The sequence below is a fragment of the Sporocytophaga myxococcoides genome (assembly GCF_000775915.1).
GTDB lineage: Bacteria > Bacteroidota > Bacteroidia > Cytophagales > Cytophagaceae > Sporocytophaga > Sporocytophaga myxococcoides_A.
This window is the reverse complement of the sequence record NZ_BBLT01000004.1, coordinates 124789-143120: the sequence shown is the minus strand read 5'-3', so window position 1 is coordinate 143120 and position 18332 is coordinate 124789. Positions and strand designations below refer to the sequence as shown.

13 protein-coding genes and 1 riboswitch are annotated in these 18332 nt (G+C 37.4%); of the genes, 11 read left to right on the top strand and 2 right to left on the bottom strand.

From position 1 onward, the window contains the following. The first annotated feature begins 46 nt into the window (after nt 1-46). From MYP_RS10840 to MYP_RS10805, 8 genes are all read left to right on the top strand, one after another. The gene (locus tag MYP_RS10840) at nt 47-1018 is read left to right on the top strand and encodes a tryptophan 2,3-dioxygenase family protein (RefSeq protein WP_045462949.1); all 972 of its coding nucleotides are present in this window, start codon (nt 47-49) and stop codon (nt 1016-1018) included. A gap of 72 nt (nt 1019-1090) precedes the next feature. After that, nucleotides 1091-2941 (top strand): toxin-antitoxin system YwqK family antitoxin, encoded by a 1851-nt coding sequence (locus tag MYP_RS10835; protein WP_052430099.1) that lies wholly within the window; start codon nt 1091-1093, stop codon nt 2939-2941. Nucleotides 2942-3036: 95 nt separating this feature from the next. After that, nucleotides 3037-4617, top strand: a complete 1581-nt coding sequence (locus tag MYP_RS10830) for an NAD(P)/FAD-dependent oxidoreductase (RefSeq protein ID WP_045462946.1) — start codon at nt 3037-3039, stop codon at nt 4615-4617. Nucleotides 4618-4629: 12 nt separating this feature from the next. After that, nucleotides 4630-4992, top strand: a complete 363-nt coding sequence (locus MYP_RS10825; RefSeq protein WP_045462943.1) for a CoA-binding protein — start codon at nt 4630-4632, stop codon at nt 4990-4992. 136 nt (nt 4993-5128) lie between these two features. Beyond that, entirely contained in the window at nt 5129-7084 is a 1956-nt protein-coding gene (gene gyrB, locus MYP_RS10820) for a DNA topoisomerase (ATP-hydrolyzing) subunit B (protein WP_045462940.1), read from the top strand. Between the two features lie 196 nt (nt 7085-7280). After that, nucleotides 7281-9383 (top strand): polyphosphate kinase 1, encoded by a 2103-nt coding sequence (ppk1, locus tag MYP_RS10815; RefSeq protein ID WP_045463832.1) that lies wholly within the window; start codon nt 7281-7283, stop codon nt 9381-9383. Nucleotides 9384-9436: 53 nt separating this feature from the next. Further along, nucleotides 9437-10051, top strand: coding sequence for a DUF4337 domain-containing protein (locus tag MYP_RS10810; RefSeq protein WP_045462937.1), 615 nt, complete (start codon nt 9437-9439; stop codon nt 10049-10051). 3 nt (nt 10052-10054) lie between these two features. Continuing rightward, on the top strand, nt 10055-10813 hold the full coding sequence (locus tag MYP_RS10805) for a glycosyltransferase family 2 protein (RefSeq protein WP_045462935.1): 759 nt from the start codon (nt 10055-10057) through the stop codon (nt 10811-10813). 9 nt (nt 10814-10822) lie between these two features. Here the strand turns inward: MYP_RS10805 and MYP_RS10800 are convergent, their stop codons facing one another. After that, entirely contained in the window at nt 10823-11755 is a 933-nt protein-coding gene (locus MYP_RS10800) for a Ppx/GppA phosphatase family protein (RefSeq protein WP_045462933.1), read from the bottom strand. A gap of 208 nt (nt 11756-11963) precedes the next feature. After that, a riboswitch (SAM riboswitch) is annotated at nt 11964-12075 on the top strand. 73 nt (nt 12076-12148) lie between these two features. Here MYP_RS10800 and metH point away from each other — a divergent pair. Continuing rightward, nucleotides 12149-15877 carry a methionine synthase gene (gene metH, locus MYP_RS10795; RefSeq protein WP_045462931.1) on the top strand — a complete coding sequence of 1243 codons (3729 nt, stop codon included), beginning with the start codon at nt 12149-12151 and terminating at the stop codon, nt 15875-15877. Nucleotides 15878-16013: 136 nt separating this feature from the next. On the opposite strand, the gene MYP_RS10790 is transcribed toward metH, so the two are convergent. Continuing rightward, complete coding sequence (locus MYP_RS10790) at nt 16014-16265, bottom strand: YtxH domain-containing protein (protein WP_045462928.1); 252 nt, start codon at nt 16263-16265, stop codon at nt 16014-16016. A gap of 236 nt (nt 16266-16501) precedes the next feature. On the opposite strand from MYP_RS10790, the gene MYP_RS10785 reads away from it, so the two are divergent. Beyond that, the gene (locus MYP_RS10785) at nt 16502-17227 is read left to right on the top strand and encodes a hypothetical protein (protein WP_045462925.1); all 726 of its coding nucleotides are present in this window, start codon (nt 16502-16504) and stop codon (nt 17225-17227) included. Nucleotides 17228-17377: 150 nt separating this feature from the next. Further along, entirely contained in the window at nt 17378-18331 is a 954-nt protein-coding gene (metF, locus tag MYP_RS10780; RefSeq protein WP_045462923.1) for a methylenetetrahydrofolate reductase [NAD(P)H], read from the top strand. Nucleotide 18332 lies beyond the last annotated feature (1 nt).

The following is an 18332-nucleotide window of genomic DNA, read 5'->3' as shown; positions in this document are numbered from 1 at the left end:
TAAATGATCAAATTTACAACCTACTAACGCATTTAATGTTCCTAAGATGCAGAATCCTGAAAAAGAAACCAAAATACAAGAACTTTTAAAGCTCCTGGAAGATAAATATGCCAAAGAAGGGCAGGATCTGACAGTACACCTGGAAGGCCTCCTTAATTCTAAATACCTCAATTACTGGGATTACATTCATCTTGACGCGTTATTGAATCTTCAGGTGCCCAAGACAGATTATTCAGATGAGCTGATGTTTATCATTTATCATCAGATCACTGAGCTGTATTTTAAAATGATTCTGCATGAGATCAATAATATCAGAAAACAGGAAATTATTGATAAGGAATCTTTTTTTCATCGGTTAAACAGGGTCAATTGGTTTTTCGGACAGCAGATACAATCGTTTGATATTATTTCGATTGGAATGGAGCAGGAACAGTTTCTGAAATTCAGAACTGCTTTACATCCGGCAAGTGGTTTCCAGTCTGTCCAATACAGAATGACAGAAATTGCATCTACAGATTTTATCAACCTGGTGAGCAAAGATCACAGAGATGATTTTCATGATTATTCTACCATAGATCAGATGTTTGAAAAGATCTATTGGAAAAAAGGAGCTATAGACGTAGCTACAGGCAGAAAGACTCTTACCCTAAAGCAATTCGAAGAAAAATACAGTGAAGTTTTGATCAGGTTTGCCAATGATTGTGTTTCTACAAACCTTTGGTCCATCTTCAAGCGGTTACCTTTTGAAGCCCAGGAAGATGAAAGGTTAATATCAGAGATGAGGAAATATGATACTTATGCAAATATCAACTGGCCTTTGGCACACTACAAATATGCAGTTAGTTATTTGATAAGATCTAAGCAAATTGTGCCGTCTACAGGCGGAACCAATTGGCAGAAGTATTTACCTCCAAGATTTCAAAAACAGATATTCTTCCCATCTCTGTGGTCTGAGCAGGAATTGCAGGATTGGGGAAAAAGCTGGGTGGAATCAGAAGTATTTGCACACCTGATGTAAAAATCATTGAAAGCCTGAATTATAACATGTAATTCAGGCTTACTTTTGCGTTTAAGCTTAAAAAAGTAGTTTGTGAAATATTATATTCTATTTTTCTTAACGTTTATTTTTTTTCTCTCTCACCTACATGGTCAACATATTCAGGTACAAACCTGGTATGACCAGAAAAAAACACTTTTGAAAGAAGATTATTTTGTGAAATCTTCAAATACTACTGTTCTCGATAGCCTTTATGTCTCTTACTATCAGAATGGAAGAGTAAAATCAAGAGGTCATTATACTCAGGGCAAAGCCAATGGAACATGGGAATATTTTTATGAGAATGGTAATCCTAAAATGAAAGGAGAGCTAAAAGATAATATTAATCAAGGTTACTGGACCTATTACTATGAAAATGGAGGCATTAACATGGAAGGTGAAGTAATTAAAGATCAGCGTGAGGGGCAGTGGAAGTTTTACTACGAAAATGGAAATATAAAATCAGAAGGGCTTTACAGGAAAAATTTGAAAAATGGTCCCTGGAAGTATTATTATGAGGATTCAAAAAGTAAGGGAACAGCTTATTTTCAGGATGATAAAGGGAAGTTTATGGAGTTTTATCCTGATGGAACCATTAAGAGTAAGGGGGAAATTGCAAATGGTAAAAGCAATGGCCTGTGGAAATATTACTTTGAAGATGGCTCTTTAAAATCTGAAGGATATGAGAAGAACGGCCAGAAAGAGGGGATGTGGAAGTTTTATCACAAAAACGGAACTGTTTCAAGTGAGGGGATCTTTGAAAAAGGAATACCAGAAGGGAATTGGAAGTATTTTTATGAAAATGGAGCTTTAAGTTCTGTAGGGGATCAAAAGGAAGGTAAGAAGGATGGTTACTGGAAATTGTATTACAATAACGGAAACTTTAAAGGGGAAGGGAATTTTGTGAGGGGAGAAGGTCCTTACAAAGAGTACTATGAAAATGGAAAGCTGAAAATTGAAGGTCAGGTAAAAAATGACAAAAGTGAGGGGCCATGGAAATATTATTATGAAAATGGCAAGCTAGAGGGAAGTTGTTATTTTAATCAGGGGGAAGGAAATTATACAGGATATTACGAATCCGGAAATAAAAAAATGGAAGGTCGTATTGTGGACGGTAATAAAGTGGGAATATGGACTTTATATAATGAAAATGGCCATCTTGCTGGTTATTACAGAACTTATTACGAAAATGATCTTCCGGTTTTTAGAGAAATAAAGGATAGTTTGGATAAAATTAAAGGAGATACTGTTTCGCCTTCCAATAAGCCGAGATTAAAGATTCCAAGAAAGAGATCACGCTATTTTACACCAAAAGTAAATGAATATCAGGGATTCATTATAGCTTTTGGACCATTAGGAGTCGCTAAAAAATTAATCATTGGTAGTCAGTCCAGCGCTATTCCTTTTTCTGTAGAATACTATTTTCAGGAGAGGCTGGGATATGAATTAGGTTATGTCCTCATCAGGGACCCTTTTTTCAAAAGTTCGCATGAATATAATGTACTTTATAAAAGGGGAAATGCCTTCTATTTAAGGCAAAAGTTTTATCAGAGAGACAATGATAATGGTATGTTGTATTTTGGTCATGAAATAAGATATAGTAAAATAGATAACACTGTCAATAAAACAGGAATTCCAGGAACAAATCATTCAAAGGGGGTAACACTCTCCCAGAGTATCATGGAATATTCAATTCTTGTTGGAGATAGATTGTCTAAAGATGCGAGAAAAAAGGGCTGGACTGTAGATGTTTTTGCAGGGATAGGAATAGGTTACAGGCTTATTTCCAGAAATTGGAATCCTTCTGTTGATAATTATGAAAAAGATTTTCTTAGTGTTAAGGGCAGAGGAGTTACTATTCCGTTTCGCTTTGGTGTAAATATTGGCTACAGCCTTAAGAAGTAATAAGTGGTAAGTAATAAGTTTTAAGTTGAAAGCTTAAAGTTTAATGAGTTATAATCAGGGGACTCCCTGGCTTTTAAGGATAAAAACCTTACAGAATGAGACAAATAGTTGAATTAACTGTGCCTGTGCAGGTGGCAGAAAATCCTGATTTGCTGCATCAGGAAATTTTAAAAAAGGCCGGTATCTCTTCCGGGGAAAATGTGCTTTTCAGGCATCTGCGTCGCTCCATAGATGCCAGGAGTAGACAGGTTAAGATTAATTTTCAGACGGAAATTTTTGTAGATGAAGCCCCTGGTTCCCGGATCATCTGGAAGAAAGAGTTTCCTGATCTGACAAAAAAGCCTCAGGCTATTGTGGTTGGAGCTGGTCCTGCCGGACTTTTTGCTGCTATCAGACTTATAGAGCTTGGTATTAAACCTATTGTGCTAGAAAGAGGCAAGGATGTCCGCACCAGAAGACGTGACCTCGCAGCTATAAATAAAGATCACATTGTTAATCCTGAATCTAATTATTGCTTTGGAGAAGGAGGTGCAGGTACCTATTCTGACGGTAAACTTTACACCCGATCGGGAAAACGTGGTGATATAAGACGAATCCTGGAAATTCTCGTAGCCCATGGTGCTACAGAAGAAATTCTTATCGATGCGCATCCTCACATTGGGACTAATAAGTTGCCAATGGTTGTTCAGGAACTCAGAAATACAGTCATTGAAGCAGGAGGCGAAGTAAGGTTTGATTCAAAGGTAACAGATTTTGTTCTGGAAGGTGAGGAGGTAAAAGGTGTTGTATTAAGCAGCGGAGAACGTATACCAGGAATCGGAGTGATACTTGCTACAGGGCATTCTGCCAGAGATATTTTTTATCTTCTTCATGATAAAGGTATCATAGTGGAAGCTAAACCATTTGCACTAGGAGTGCGGGTGGAACATCAGCAAAGTTTGATAGATTCCCTTCAATACCACTGTGAGTTTAGAGGAGATTATCTTCCGGCAGCAAGTTATGCGCTGGTAAGTCAGGTACCGTTCCAGGGAGTTCAAAGAGGGGTATTTTCTTTTTGTATGTGTCCTGGAGGATTTATTGTTCCAGCAGCTACTGCTCAGGAAGAGATTGTTGTGAACGGCATGTCTCCATCCAGAAGGGATTCTAAGTTTGCAAATAGTGGCATTGTCGTATCTGTTGAAAAAGAAGAGTTTAAAGAATTTGAAAAGTTTGGCCCATTGGCGGGATTAGAGTTTCAGAAAAAAGTAGAAAGGCAAGCCTGGGTAATGGGAGGAAAGACTCAAACAGCCCCTGCCCAGCGACTCTCGGATTTTGTTCAGAAAAAAATATCTTCTTCCTTAATTGAAACATCTTATCAACCTGGATTAAAATCCTGTGAAATGGGGGATGTGTTGCCTCCTTTTATTGTTCAGAGATTAAGACAAGGTTTCAAGGATTTTGGTCAGAAAATGAGAGGATATCTGACCAATGAAGCTCAGATTGTAGGTGTTGAAAGCAGAACGTCATCACCGGTATCTATCCCGAGAAAAAAGGAGGAAAGGGAACATATACAGATCAAAAGATTGTTCCCTTGTGGTGAGGGAGCCGGATACGCAGGAGGTATTGTATCTGCTGCCATGGATGGCGAAAAATGTGCGGAAAGTCTTGCGGCAATTTATGGATCTAAGAATCATTGATTTTTGAATATTATGAATAAAAGAACTGTCATTTTGGGCGCTACCCCCGATTCATCAAGGTTTGCATATAAAGCAGCTCATATGCTGGTGAAATTCGGTCATGAAATATTTCCTGTAGGAATTAAAAAGGGTGAGGTTGCCGGAAAAACTATTATGAATGACAAGCCAGACATCGAAGAAATAGACACCATCACCTTGTATGTTGGTCCGCAGAATCAGACCAGTCTTTATGAATATATAATCAATCTGAAGCCCAAAAGGATTATATTTAATCCAGGTACCGAGAATGATGAACTGATTGAGTTGGCTCAGAAAAATAATATAGAACCAGTAATGGGGTGCACACTTGTGATGTTATCTGTAGGGACATATTAATGATCTGATAGATAGTTGGTTGGTTGTTTTGAAAACTTATTTCGCCCTGTTGATAAATATTTATCCATTCCTCCCTTATAAAGGCGAATAATCTAATTAAAAATTGTAAATTTACACTTTACAATACCCTTCTATAATGAGCGAAATTACTGATAAAGTGAGCAATTACTCAGCGGATAACATTCAAGTTCTGGAAGGCCTGGAAGCTGTTAGAAAGCGTCCGGCCATGTATATCGGAGATATTGGCGTTAAAGGTCTTCATCACCTTGTCTGGGAAGTAGTGGATAACTCCATTGACGAAGCCCTGGCAGGCTATTGTGATACGATAAATGTCACTATAAATGAGGATAATTCAATAACTGTTTCTGATAACGGTCGTGGTATTCCAACAGGAATTCACACTAAGGAAAACAGATCTGCACTTGAAGTCGTTATGACGGTACTTCATGCAGGAGGAAAATTTGATAAGGATACCTACAAAGTATCCGGAGGTCTTCACGGTGTGGGGGTTTCCTGCGTAAATGCATTATCTATCCATTTAAAAGTGACTGTTCACAGAGAGGGAAAAATTTTCCAGCAGGAATATTCAAAGGGTGTCCCTCAATATGCTGTAAAAATCATAGGAGAAAGTGAAAAAACAGGAACCACTGTTCATTTCATGCCTGATGATACGATATTTACAACAAAAGAATATAAATACGAAACCGTTGCAACCCGTTTAAGAGAATTGGCATTCCTTAATAAAGGAATTACAATTAACCTTACAGATACAAGAACGAAGGGAGAAGACGGGACTTCTATTACGGAAACTTTTTATTCGCAAGGTGGTCTGAGAGAGTTTGTTCAGTATCTTGATTCAACAAGAGAGAAACTTATTCCTGATCCATTATACATGGAGAGCGATAAAGGACCGATTCCTGTTGAAGTTGCAATGCAGTATAATACTTCTTATACTGAAAATGTATTTTCCTACGTCAATAATATCAATACAATTGAGGGAGGAACACACGTTGCCGGTTTCAGACGTGCCTTAACCAGAACCTTGAAAGCTTATGCTGAAAAATCAGGAATGCTGGAGAAGCTGAAGATTGAAATCAGTGGAGATGACTTCAGAGAAGGTCTGACAGCAATTGTTTCAGTGAAAGTGGCTGAACCTCAGTTTGAAGGTCAGACAAAAACAAAATTAGGGAACTCTGATGTAATGGGAGCTGTAGATGTGGTAGTGGGAGACATGCTTACTACTTATCTGGAAGAACACCCGAAAGAGGCGAAATCAATAGTGGCCAAAGTAGTTCTTGCTGCTCAGGCCAGGTTAGCGGCTAAGAAAGCAAGGGAAATGGTTCAGAGAAAGAACGTACTTTCCGGAACTGGTTTACCAGGTAAACTTGCAGACTGTTCAGAGTCTGATCCTTCACTTTGCGAAGTTTACCTTGTAGAGGGTGACTCTGCGGGAGGATCTGCAAAACAGGGAAGAGACAGAAAATTCCAGGCAATCCTGCCACTAAGAGGTAAAATTCTTAATGTGGAAAAAGCCCAAGAACACAGAATTTACGAAAATGATGAAATAAAAAATATCATCACTGCACTAGGTGTCAGCTTTGGAACTCCTGAAGATGATAAAGCCCTGAATCTTGATAAGTTGAGATACCACAAAATCATCATCATGACCGATGCTGATATTGATGGTAGTCACATCAGGACTTTGATTCTTACTTTCTTCTTCAGATACATGAAGAAGCTGATAGAAAATGGCTATCTCTATATTGCACTTCCACCACTTTACCTTGTTAAAAAAGGAAAAGAGGAAAGATATTGCTGGACTGAAGATCAACGCGATATGGCAATAAAGGAAATTGCTAAAGAAGGAAAAGAAGACTCTGTTAACATACAGAGATATAAAGGTCTCGGAGAGATGAACCCGGAGCAGTTGTGGACAACAACTATGGATCCGGAGAAAAGAAGTTTAAAGAAAGTATCTATCGAGTCTGCCGCGGAAGCAGATCACCTGTTTTCAATGCTGATGGGAGATGAAGTAGCGCCTCGCCGCGAATTCATTGAGAAAAACGCTAAATACGCAAAACTGGATATCTAAAATATATCGGTGGTACTCAGGTAATTTTAAACTTTTTCCGGATATATATTATTTTTATATCAAGGAAGGTTTATAAATTGCATTTAATTATGCATACCTCTAATCATTGAAAGTGAAAATAAGAAAGCTCCTGGGAGGGTTCCGAACTGTTGAGACGATAAAAAATAAACTTAACAGGTATAGAAGACATATTTCAATGTTACTGCAACAGACCCCGGTAATTACCAATAGTAAGTACATCAGCAGAGATCTTAGCTGGATGAAATTCAACTACAGAGTTTTGGACCAGGCTAAGAAGTCTAATCGGACGATTTTTGAAAGACTTAAATTTCTTGCAATAACGTCTTCCAACCTTGATGAATTTTTTATGATCAGGGTTGGAAGTCTTTACAATTATATAGATTACGGTAAGGAAAGAGTCGATTATTCCGGCCTTAGAGAGATTCCTTTTAGAAAAACTCTACTTAACGAAGTTCAGGACTTTTGTAAAGATCAGGTTGCATATTATGGAAAAGAACTTAAGCCATTATTTTCGGAAAACGGATTTGTAATTGCCGGAATCGAAGATCTTTTTGAGGAAGAAAAGGAGAAGGTGATTTCTTATTTCAAAAAACTCGTCTTCCCAATGCTTACTCCGATGGTATATGATAATTACCATTCGTTCCCAATTCTAATGAATAAAATCCTGATTTTTGGTGTCATTACCAGGAATAAGGAAAGTGCTTCCGACCAGAGAAAATTATCCTTTGTTCAGATTCCCCAAAACCTGCCTCGATTCTTTGAAATTGAAAGGGACGAGAAAATTATCTTTATTCCTATTGAAGAAATAATTCGCTGGCAAATTCATAAGCTGTTCAGAAATGTCGACATATTATCTGTAAACCTCTTCCGTATTACAAGAAACGGCGATTTTTCACTTGAAGAAAGTGATGATATGGAAGCTCAATTTATTGATGAAATAAAGAGGAAGCTAAAAACCAGAAGAACAGCAAGGGTTGTGAGGGTTGAAGTAGAGCCAAAATATTCTCAATGGATGATGAAGCTATTAACGGAACGTTGGGAAATTGATGAATCTAATATTTTTGTCAATGACAACCTCATTGATTATACCAGCCTTTGGCAGATTATCAATCATAAAAGATTTAAAGACAAACTTCCAACTCTTGCAGCTCCTGTAAAGCCTATAAGCTTTGGCAAAGAAGTGGATGAAGACCTTTTCGAGTATCTTAAGTTTCATGATGTACTGCTACATCATCCTTATAATAATGTCAGACCTGTTATTGATCTGATAGAACGTGCTGCTGAAGATCCGGATGTACTTTCAATCAAAATCACAATATACAGATTGGCTAAGGAGTCTAGAATAACAAATGCTTTATTAAAGGCAGCTGAAAATGGTAAACACGTTTCTGTTCTCTTTGAAGTCAAAGCCAGATTTGACGAAGAAAATAATATTAAGGAAGCTCAGAGACTCCAGAAAGCCGGTTGCTTCGTAATATATGGTGTAAGCAACTATAAGACGCACACCAAGCTGATGATGATTGTTCGTAAAGAGGACAACGAGAAAGTAACAAGATATGTGCATATGTCCAGCGGTAATTATAATGAAGAGACTGCTAAGTTTTATACAGATCTTGGACTGCTTACTACCAATGAGGTTTATGCGCATGACATCAATGAATTCTTTAATGTTATAACAGGCCATTCTGTACATTCGGAATATAAATATCTGATCACCGCACCTGGAAATATGCGGAAGAAGCTTATAGAGCTTATCAATCAGGAGGCTGAAAATGCGAAGAACGGATTGCCTAGTGGAATTGTAATAAAAATAAACTCTCTTCAAGATAATGAAACGATAGACGCTCTATATCTTGCATCTCAGGCGGGAGTTTCAATAAAACTGATAGTAAGAGGAATGTGTTGCCTCAGACCAGGTGTGGAAGGCGTTAGTGAAAATATCTTTGTTAAATCAATTGTAGGTAACTTTCTTGAGCACTCCAGAATCTACTATTTCCATAATGCAGGCGATTCAAAAGTATACGGCGGTAGTGCCGATATGATGGTGAGAAGTTTTGAAAGAAGAATTGAATCTCTGTTTCTGATTGCAGATCCATTATTGAAACAACAAACAATCAGTATACTAGATTACTCACTTAAAGATAATGTGAACAGCTATGTGTTGTTAAACGACGGTACTTATGTTAATCAGGCCACTGAAGGAGAAGAGCCGTTTAATGTGCATGAAGAGTTTTATAAAGTTACCAAAGAAATCGTTTTAAAAGCAAAGCTCTTCTAATTCAGAAGGGCTTTGTTTATTTTTACCCGCAATATTTTAATAATAAAATTTTAATGGAAGAACCAGAGAGAAAAAGCAACAGGCTGGAAACTTACTGTGGCTTGTTGTTAGCTGTATTTGCTGCAATACTTGCTATTGCAGATCTGGGCGGAGGGAAATACGGAGATGATGAAATTATTGAGACGAATGAGAAAAGCTCAGCTTATATGTGGTATCAGTCCAAGAGTATTAAAGAATCATTGGCTGAAGGACAAGGAGAGTTATTAAAGTCATTGCTTAGGTCAGGAGTGATTGTAGAGGATAAAAGGACAGCTATTGAAGGTGTTGTTGCAGGACTAGAAAAAGAGGTGGAGAGATATTCAAAAGAGAAAAAGGAAATTCTCCTTGGATCAAAAGCAGTAGGAGAGGAAAACTGGGTACAGGAGCTGAATGGAAAACTTGGTCAGGTAATTGGGGTAAAAGAATGGGAAGAACATCTGCAGGTGCTCGGAAGGGCAGGAGATTATTTTGATCTTGCCACACTCTTTCTTCAGCTAGCTCTTGTGATGGGTGCAATAAGCCTTATTTCTTCAACAGAGAAAAGTAAAAAAGCTTTTTTTATGTTGCTAATAGGTCTTGGATTAGTAGGAAGTTCGTTTACAATTTATGCATTCAGCATTGTTCATTAATATATGAAAGTACCTGTATCTGCTGTCGTCATAACATACAATGAGGAAAGAAACATTGAAAGATGTTTAAAATCTCTTGCTCGCATTACTGATGATATTGTAGTAGTGGATTCCTTTAGCAGAGACAATACTGAAGACATCTGCAGAAGATACAAAGTTAATTTTCTGAGAAGAAATTGGGAGGGATACGGTCCTACAAAGAATCTCGGCAATAGTTATGCTCGGTATGATTATATACTTTCTCTGGATGCTGATGAAGAGCTGTCCGAAGAGCTAATTGAAGAAATCAAAAGCGAATTGAATCATCCTCAATTTGATTGCTACGAAATACCTAGGAAGTCTAATTTCTGTGGGAAATGGCTGAAGTTTGGGCACTGGAATCCGGAATCACATGTAAGGGTTTTCCGTAAAGATAAAATCAAATGGGATAATAGTCCGGTGCATGAAAAGCTGAATATGGAGAAAGGGACGAGTGTAAAAAAACTTAAAGGAGCCATTCTTCATTATACTATTTATTCACTTGATCAGTATGATCAGAAAAATGATAAGTATAGCACGCTGGCAGCTGAAAGACTTTTTAAAGAAGGAAAAAAGCCCGGATTTATGAAATTATACATAAGTCCGTTTTATAGATTTTTCCATTCCTACATCCTTAAGTTGGGTATTCTGGATGGCTATTACGGTTATATCATAGCAAGAGAAACAGGTAAAGTTACCTTTCAAAAATATAATAAACTAAAAAAGTTAAGGGCGGAAAAGTAAGTTCCCGGATTATTTCGGGAACTTATTAGTATTAATAATGGTGACTTGATTTACATCGAGCATATTTCTCCTGAACAACATTTGAATCAATCCATCTTTCAGACCTAGTTCAGGCACAAGCATTTCTTTAGCTCCTGCATATCGCATTACCGATATATATATATCCGAAGCGGGAACAATAACGTCAGCCCGGTCAGGGTTAAGATTTAACACATGAATTCTGTCTTCATAGGTCATAGCGGCTACCTGTTTCTGGACTCCTTCAATCTTGTCAATCTTTATGCTAGGTTTCAGGTCTTTGGATCTTGAGAGGTTTGCAAGTTCATATATTTTTCCAATATTACCTCCTGTACCTATAGCATATACAGGCTTTTCAGCTTTTGAAATATTATCGCTAACCCACTTTTCCATTCTATTCCATTCCTCAGGCGCATCAAGTTTGTTCAGTCTTCTTACAGATCCGATTTTAAAGGATTGTGCAGCAACTTTATTTTTGTTTACAAATATGTTCAGCTCTGTGCTACCGCCACCTACATCAATATGAATGTAACTTTTTTCATCAAGTTCATTGAAAAGTACCGCATTGATGAGATCAGCTTCCTGATCTCCATCAATAATATCAATTGAAATACCAACCTCTTTCTTTACTCGTTCTGCAATTTCCTTTCCATTGGTGGATTCGCGCATCGCTGAAGTAGCGCAGAAGATATAATCATCTACTTCATATAGTTCTAAAAGCATTTTAAAGGTTTTCATGAGCTTTACGAACTTTTCTGCTTTTTCAGGACTGATCTTATTAAACTGAAATACATCCTGACCAAGTCTAAGCGGAAAACGAACATATTCAAGTTTTTTAAAATTGAATATTTCATTGTGTTTCAGGATGCTTGTTATCTGAAAACGGATAGCGTTGGAGCCAATGTCTACTGCAGCAAATTTCAAATTAATTGATGGGTTTTAATGTAAAATTGAACAGCATTGGATTTCAGGAGTTAATCTGAAATAAAGCTGTTTGTAATTCAATCCAAAAATAGAGGAATTAAGGAAAAGACATGTTTAAAATGTTGAAAAATTATTACATCATGCGTGGAAAGGAAAGAATTTTGGATATAATTTATTTAAAAAGAAACTTTATTAGTAATTTGCATTGAACTTATCCGGAAAGACGGAGGGATTGGGCCCTTAGATGTCTTAGCAACCCTTTAATAGAAGGTGCTAACTCCCACTCTGAGAATTTTATTTTCAGCAGAGAAAGATAAGGTAGAACTCCTTCCCCGGGAATCTCTCCGTTTAAGCTCTTCATCATATTATTCATCTAAAAAAAGTTATTGAAAAATGACTGTTGACATTCAGGAAGTATTAAAGAAAAGAATACTTGTGCTTGATGGCGCTATGGGAACCATGATTCAGGGATATACCCTTGAAGAAGCTGATTTTAGAGGGGAAAGATTCAAAGATCATAAAGGAGATTTAAAAGGTAATAATGACTTGTTATCGCTTACTCGTCCTGATGTTATCAAAGAAATCCACTTGAAATACCTTGAAGCGGGCGCTGATATAATTGAAACCAATACTTTTAGTGGTACTTCGATTGCTATGGCGGATTATCATATGGAAGATCTTGTTTATGAACTAAATTTTGAATCTGCAAGAATTGCCAAAGAAGCTACAGATATATATAATAAGAAGGATCCTTCAAAACCCAGATTTGTGGCTGGTTCTATAGGTCCCACAAACAGAACGGCTTCCTTGTCTCCTGATGTCAATAATCCTGGCTACAGAGCAGTAACTTTTGATGATCTTGTAAAAGCATATTATGAACAAGTAAAAGGGCTTGCAGAGGGAGGGGCAGATCTGTTTCTTGTCGAAACGGTTTTCGATACACTTAACTGCAAAGCGGCTTTATTTGCAATTGAATCGTATAAAGAAGACACAGGATCAAAAATTCCTGTTATGATCTCAGGCACCATTACGGATGCAAGCGGAAGGACCTTATCCGGACAAACAGTCGAAGCTTTTTTATATTCTGTTACTCACTTACCTGTTTTAACTGTAGGCTTTAACTGCGCATTAGGAGCAAAACAGCTGAAGCAACACATCAGAGATTTAGCAAAGGAATCAGTTACAGGGATCAGTGCACACCCTAATGCGGGGCTGCCCAATGAATTCGGGCAATATGATGAAAGTCCGGAGGAGATGGCTTCTACTATCAAAGAATTTCTTGAGGAAGGTTTACTGAATATTATAGGTGGATGCTGTGGTACAACACCTGCGCACATTAAAGCAATTGCAGATTTAGCAGCTAAATACAAGCCAAGAACAAAACCTGAATCAGATCATCTTTCAAGATACAGCGGACTTGAGCCATTGAAAGTCTTCAAAGGAGCTAACTTTATCAATATTGGAGAAAGAACCAACGTAACAGGTTCTAAAATGTTTGCACGTCTTATCAAAGAGGGTAATTATGAAGAAGCCCTTGCTGTAGCAAGAAACCAGGTTGAAGGTGGTGCTCAGGTTATCGATGTGAATATGGATGAGGGGATGCTGGATTCTGAGCAGGCAATGACAACCTTCCTTAATCTTATAGCTTCTGAGCCCGATATTGCCAAACTTCCTATTATGGTGGATTCGTCCAAATGGTCGGTAATTGAAGCTGGCCTTAAATGTGTTCAAGGTAAAGCTATTGTAAATTCAATAAGCTTAAAGGAGGGAGAAGAGAAATTTAAGGAACATGCGAGGAAAGTCAGAAAGTATGGAGCTGCTGTTGTTGTCATGGCTTTTGATGAACAGGGACAGGCAGACTCTTACCAAAGAAGAATAGAAATTTGTAAAAGAGCTTATGATATACTAACCAAGGAGGTTAACTTCCCTGCAGAAGACATCATTTTTGATCCGAATATTCTTACTGTTGCTACAGGTATTGAAGAACACAATAACTATGCAGTAGATTTTATCAATGCTACCAAATGGATTAAAGAAAATCTACCTGGAGTAAAAGTAAGTGGAGGAGTTAGTAACATATCTTTTTCTTTCAGAGGAAATGATGTGGTTAGAGAAGCGATGCACTCCGCATTTCTGTATCACGCAATTAAAGCTGGCCTAGATATGGGTATTGTGAATGCGGGTATGATTGAGGTCTATGAAAATATTCCTAAAGATCTGCTGGAGCATGTTGAAGATGTATTGCTTAACAGACGTCCGGATGCCACCGAACGAATGCTCGAAATGGCTGAAAAGGTTAAGAACAAGGGTAAGGAAACTGTTAAAGATGAAACCTGGCGCAAGCTTCCTGTGAATGAAAGGTTAGCTCATGCTTTGGTTAAGGGTATAGTTGATTATATTGATGAGGATGTTGAAGAAGCAAGGCACATGTTCGATAAACCTTTGGAGGTTATTGAAGGACCTTTAATGGATGGAATGAACATTGTTGGTGATCTTTTCGGTGAAGGAAAAATGTTCTTGCCTCAGGTGGTCAAGAGCGCAAGGGTAATGAAAAAAGCAGTAGCTTATCTGCTTCCATTTATAGAGGAAGAAAAGAAAAAAGGAGGAGGAGAAGGGCAAAATGCTGGTAAGATCCTTATGGCGACTGTAAAGGGTGATGTTCATGATATTGGTAAAAATATAGTTGGAGTAGTCTTAGGTTGTAATAACTACGAGATCATCGATCTTGGAGTAATGGTGCCTACTGATAAAATCATTAAAGCGGCTCAGGAAAATAATGTAGATATCGTAGGATTAAGCGGTCTGATAACTCCTTCTCTTGATGAAATGGTTACAGTTGCAAGGGAAATGGAAAAAGCAGGTTTAAAAGTCCCGCTTATGATCGGAGGTGCTACAACTTCAAGAATACATACCGCAGTGAAAATTGATCCACATTACAGCGGATCTGTTGTTCATGTTCTGGATGCCTCAAGAAGCGTTCCGGTTGCCGGAAGCCTTATGAATCGTGAAGCCAAAGATAATTTTATTAAGAATCTTAAAGCCGAATATTCTAAAGCACGCGAAGAACATTCTAAAAGGCAGAAAGATAAAAATTATATCACCATTGATCAGGCAAGGGCTAATAAAGCTCCTATTGACTGGACATCTACTAAAGTCACCAAACCTGCTTTTCTGGGTACAAAATTCTTCGATGATTACTCCTTATCAGAAATTAGCAAGTACATCGACTGGACTCCTTTCTTCCAGACCTGGCAGCTTAAAGGAAAGTTTCCTAAAATTTTTGAAGACCCTATTATCGGTATAGAGGCAAAAAAACTATATGATGATGCTAGAGCTCTATTAAAAGAGGTAATCGACAAAAAATTACTTCAGGCAAAAGCAGTTATAGGCTTCTATCCTGCAACAAGAGGAGGTGATGATGATATCATTCTGCATGAGTTTAATAAGGAAGTAATTGATCATGGTAATCACAAGCATGAAGTTTTCAGAGAAGATAGAAGTAAAATCCTTACGACTTTTCATACATTAAGACAACAAGGATTGAAAGGCAAAGGTATACCTAATTTGGCGCTCAGTGATTTCATCGCCCCAAAAGAATCGGGAATTAATGATTACATCGGTGGTTTTGCAGTGACTGCAGGTATAGGTATTGAACCTTTACTCGAAAAGTATGAAAAAGATCACGACGATTACAACTCCATACTTATCAAAGCTATAGCAGACAGACTGGCAGAAGCTTTTGCAGAATGCATGCATGAGAAGGTAAGAAAGGAGTATTGGGGATATGCAAGTGGAGAGTCGTTTGATAATGAAGCTTTAATAAAAGAAGAGTATGTGGGGATAAGACCTGCTCCAGGATATCCTGCATGTCCGGATCATACAGAGAAAAGTATTTTATTCAAGTTGCTGGATCCCAACTGTAGAACAGGAATTGCGCTAACTGAGAGCTTTGCCATGTATCCGGCATCATCTGTTAGTGGCATGTATTTTTCTCACCCTGATTCTAAATATTTTGGATTGGGTAAAATAGAAAAAGATCAGGTGACTGATTATGCCAAGAGAAAGAACATGTCTGTGGAAGAGGTTGAGAAGTGGCTTAGTCCGGTTTTGAACTATGATTAGAAGCTAAAAGCTAAAAGCGGAAGGCGAAAAGTTGAATGGCTGTCGTGATGGGCAGCCATTCTGCTTTGAATAGATTTAAAAAAAGCTGTCTCATCATATCTGAGACAGCTTTTCTGTTTTTTTTATAAAACCAGTATTATGGGTTAGCCTGAGCTTGAGTTTGCTGGCTGTAGTCATTGATCAATGAGAATGCAGATTGTTTTAAAGTATTTAATTTTTCAACTCCTTTCTGCACCTGGTCATTTACATCGCTTTTTAATTGAGATGCTTTATCAGAGATATTTTTTCTGGTTACATCTCCTTTTTCCGGTGCTAATAAAATACCGGCAATTGCGCCCGTCGCCGCTCCGGCAAGGAAACCCAAAAATATTTTCACATTTTCGTCCATAATTACATTAGGTTTTGGTTGTACATCCAGTTCCTTTACTGTATAATAAGTGATTTTGAGTGAAATATGTTTCCTTTAGTGAGTAATAGTTAATGGAAAAAATTGGTGAAATTGGACTTTTTTTACCTTCAAAGGGATAGATACTTGTATTTTATAGATGAAAATCCTATATTTTGTGTATCAAAAGTATCACTGTTTTGCTTCTTAGTTGGCAGTGAAAACAAAATCCGCCAAAAATGTTTTCCCAAAGTATTGATCATTTACGTCTCGAGTGGCTCATTAATTTTTACAATAAATTAACTGAGTTAAAAGAATTTCTGGAAATTTCGGATGAAGCGCTGAATTCTATACGTAATGATTTGAAAATGTATCAGTTCTCCTTGAAAAGAATTGAATTTGCAAAGAAACAAGTTAGAAGGAATAACCTTGTAAAAGATTTTTATGCCTATGGCGAAAAAATTGAAGTGCAGGAAACGTTATCAGATTTTGATGAAATTGAGGTTCCTCAAAACGTCACACCGGGAATATTTAAAAGAATCTCTGAATATGTAGAGCACCTGAAAAAAACACCTCAGTTTTGTCGCGAGATTGATCAAAGTCTGGCTTTATACAGGTTTAAAGTTTTGTTTGATATTTCTGTAACATTGGAACCTCAGCTTCAGATTTTTCTGGATGGAGGAAGGCCATTGATACGGTTGATGAATCGCAAGGCTGATTCCCTTGATTTATTTGTTGACAGGAAGGATGGCAGAGGGTTTGTCTTTTTAGCAAATCATACCCTTAAGGATTTTATAGACACTCATCCAATCCCCCCTAGTTCCTCTATGGTAGTCTGGCAATATATTGCCATATTCAAAATAGCTGAGGACCAGGTTGGAAACTTTTCGGACCCTATCTCTATAAACGTCCAGAGAGAATACCCTCAAAGCAAAGACGGGAATTTGGCGCCTGGCTTGTTTTAAAAACAGCCCTAGTTTGCTTAAAATTTCCCTGTGATAACTAAATACTTATAATCAATTTTTAAAAATGATTAAAAGCTTAAACCTTTTGACGTTTATTGGTTAAACTCTTCGATAAAAATAAGTATTTTTGAGCTTCACTTATCCAAGAAGATGAAAGTCGTAGAACACCTGAAAAACGCTAAAAAGACTCTTTTTTCTTTTGAAATTCTTCCACCTTTAAAAGGACAAGATATTCAGTCTCTTTTTGATGGAATAGATCCTCTGATGGAGTTTAAACCTCCTTTTATAGATGTCACATACCATAGAGAAGAGTTTGTATTCAAGAAAAGAGAAAACGGTCTTCTCGAAAAAAAATCAATCAGAAAAAGACCTGGAACTGTAGGAATTTGTGCAGCTATCATGAATAAATACAGGGTAGATGCAGTCCCTCATATTATATGTGGCGGATTTTCAAGGGAAGAAACAGAAAATGCTCTCATTGACTTGAATTTCCTGGGTATTGATAATGTATTGGCCTTAAGAGGAGATGCTATAAAGTCAGAGGGTACCTTTATTCCTGAAGCGGATGGTCATCATTATGCTTCTGATCTTATTAAGCAGATAAAATGTATGAATCAGGGCGTATATCTTGATGATGATTTGCAGAATCCTGTTCCTTCCGATTTCTGTATCGGAATAGCAGGCTATCCTGAAAAACACTTTGAGGCTCCCAATCTTCAGACTGATATCAAATATCTTAAACAAAAAGTTGATCTGGGGGCAGATTATATAGTTACTCAGATGTTCTTTGATAACCAGAAGTTTTTTGATTTTGTAAAAAAATGCAGGGAAGAAGGAATTACAATTCCGATTATTCCCGGGTTAAAACCAATAACTACACAAAAGCAGATTACAATATTGCCAAGTATATTCCATATGGATATTCCAGTAGAATTGTCCGAAGCAATTAGTAAATGCAAAACAGCAGATCAGGTCAAAGAAGTTGGAATAGAATGGACAATTCAGCAATCCAAAGAGCTAATGGAGTTTGGAGTACCTGTCCTGCATTATTATTCAATGGGAAAATCTGATAGCGTAAAACAAATAGCTTCTGCTTTATTCTAAT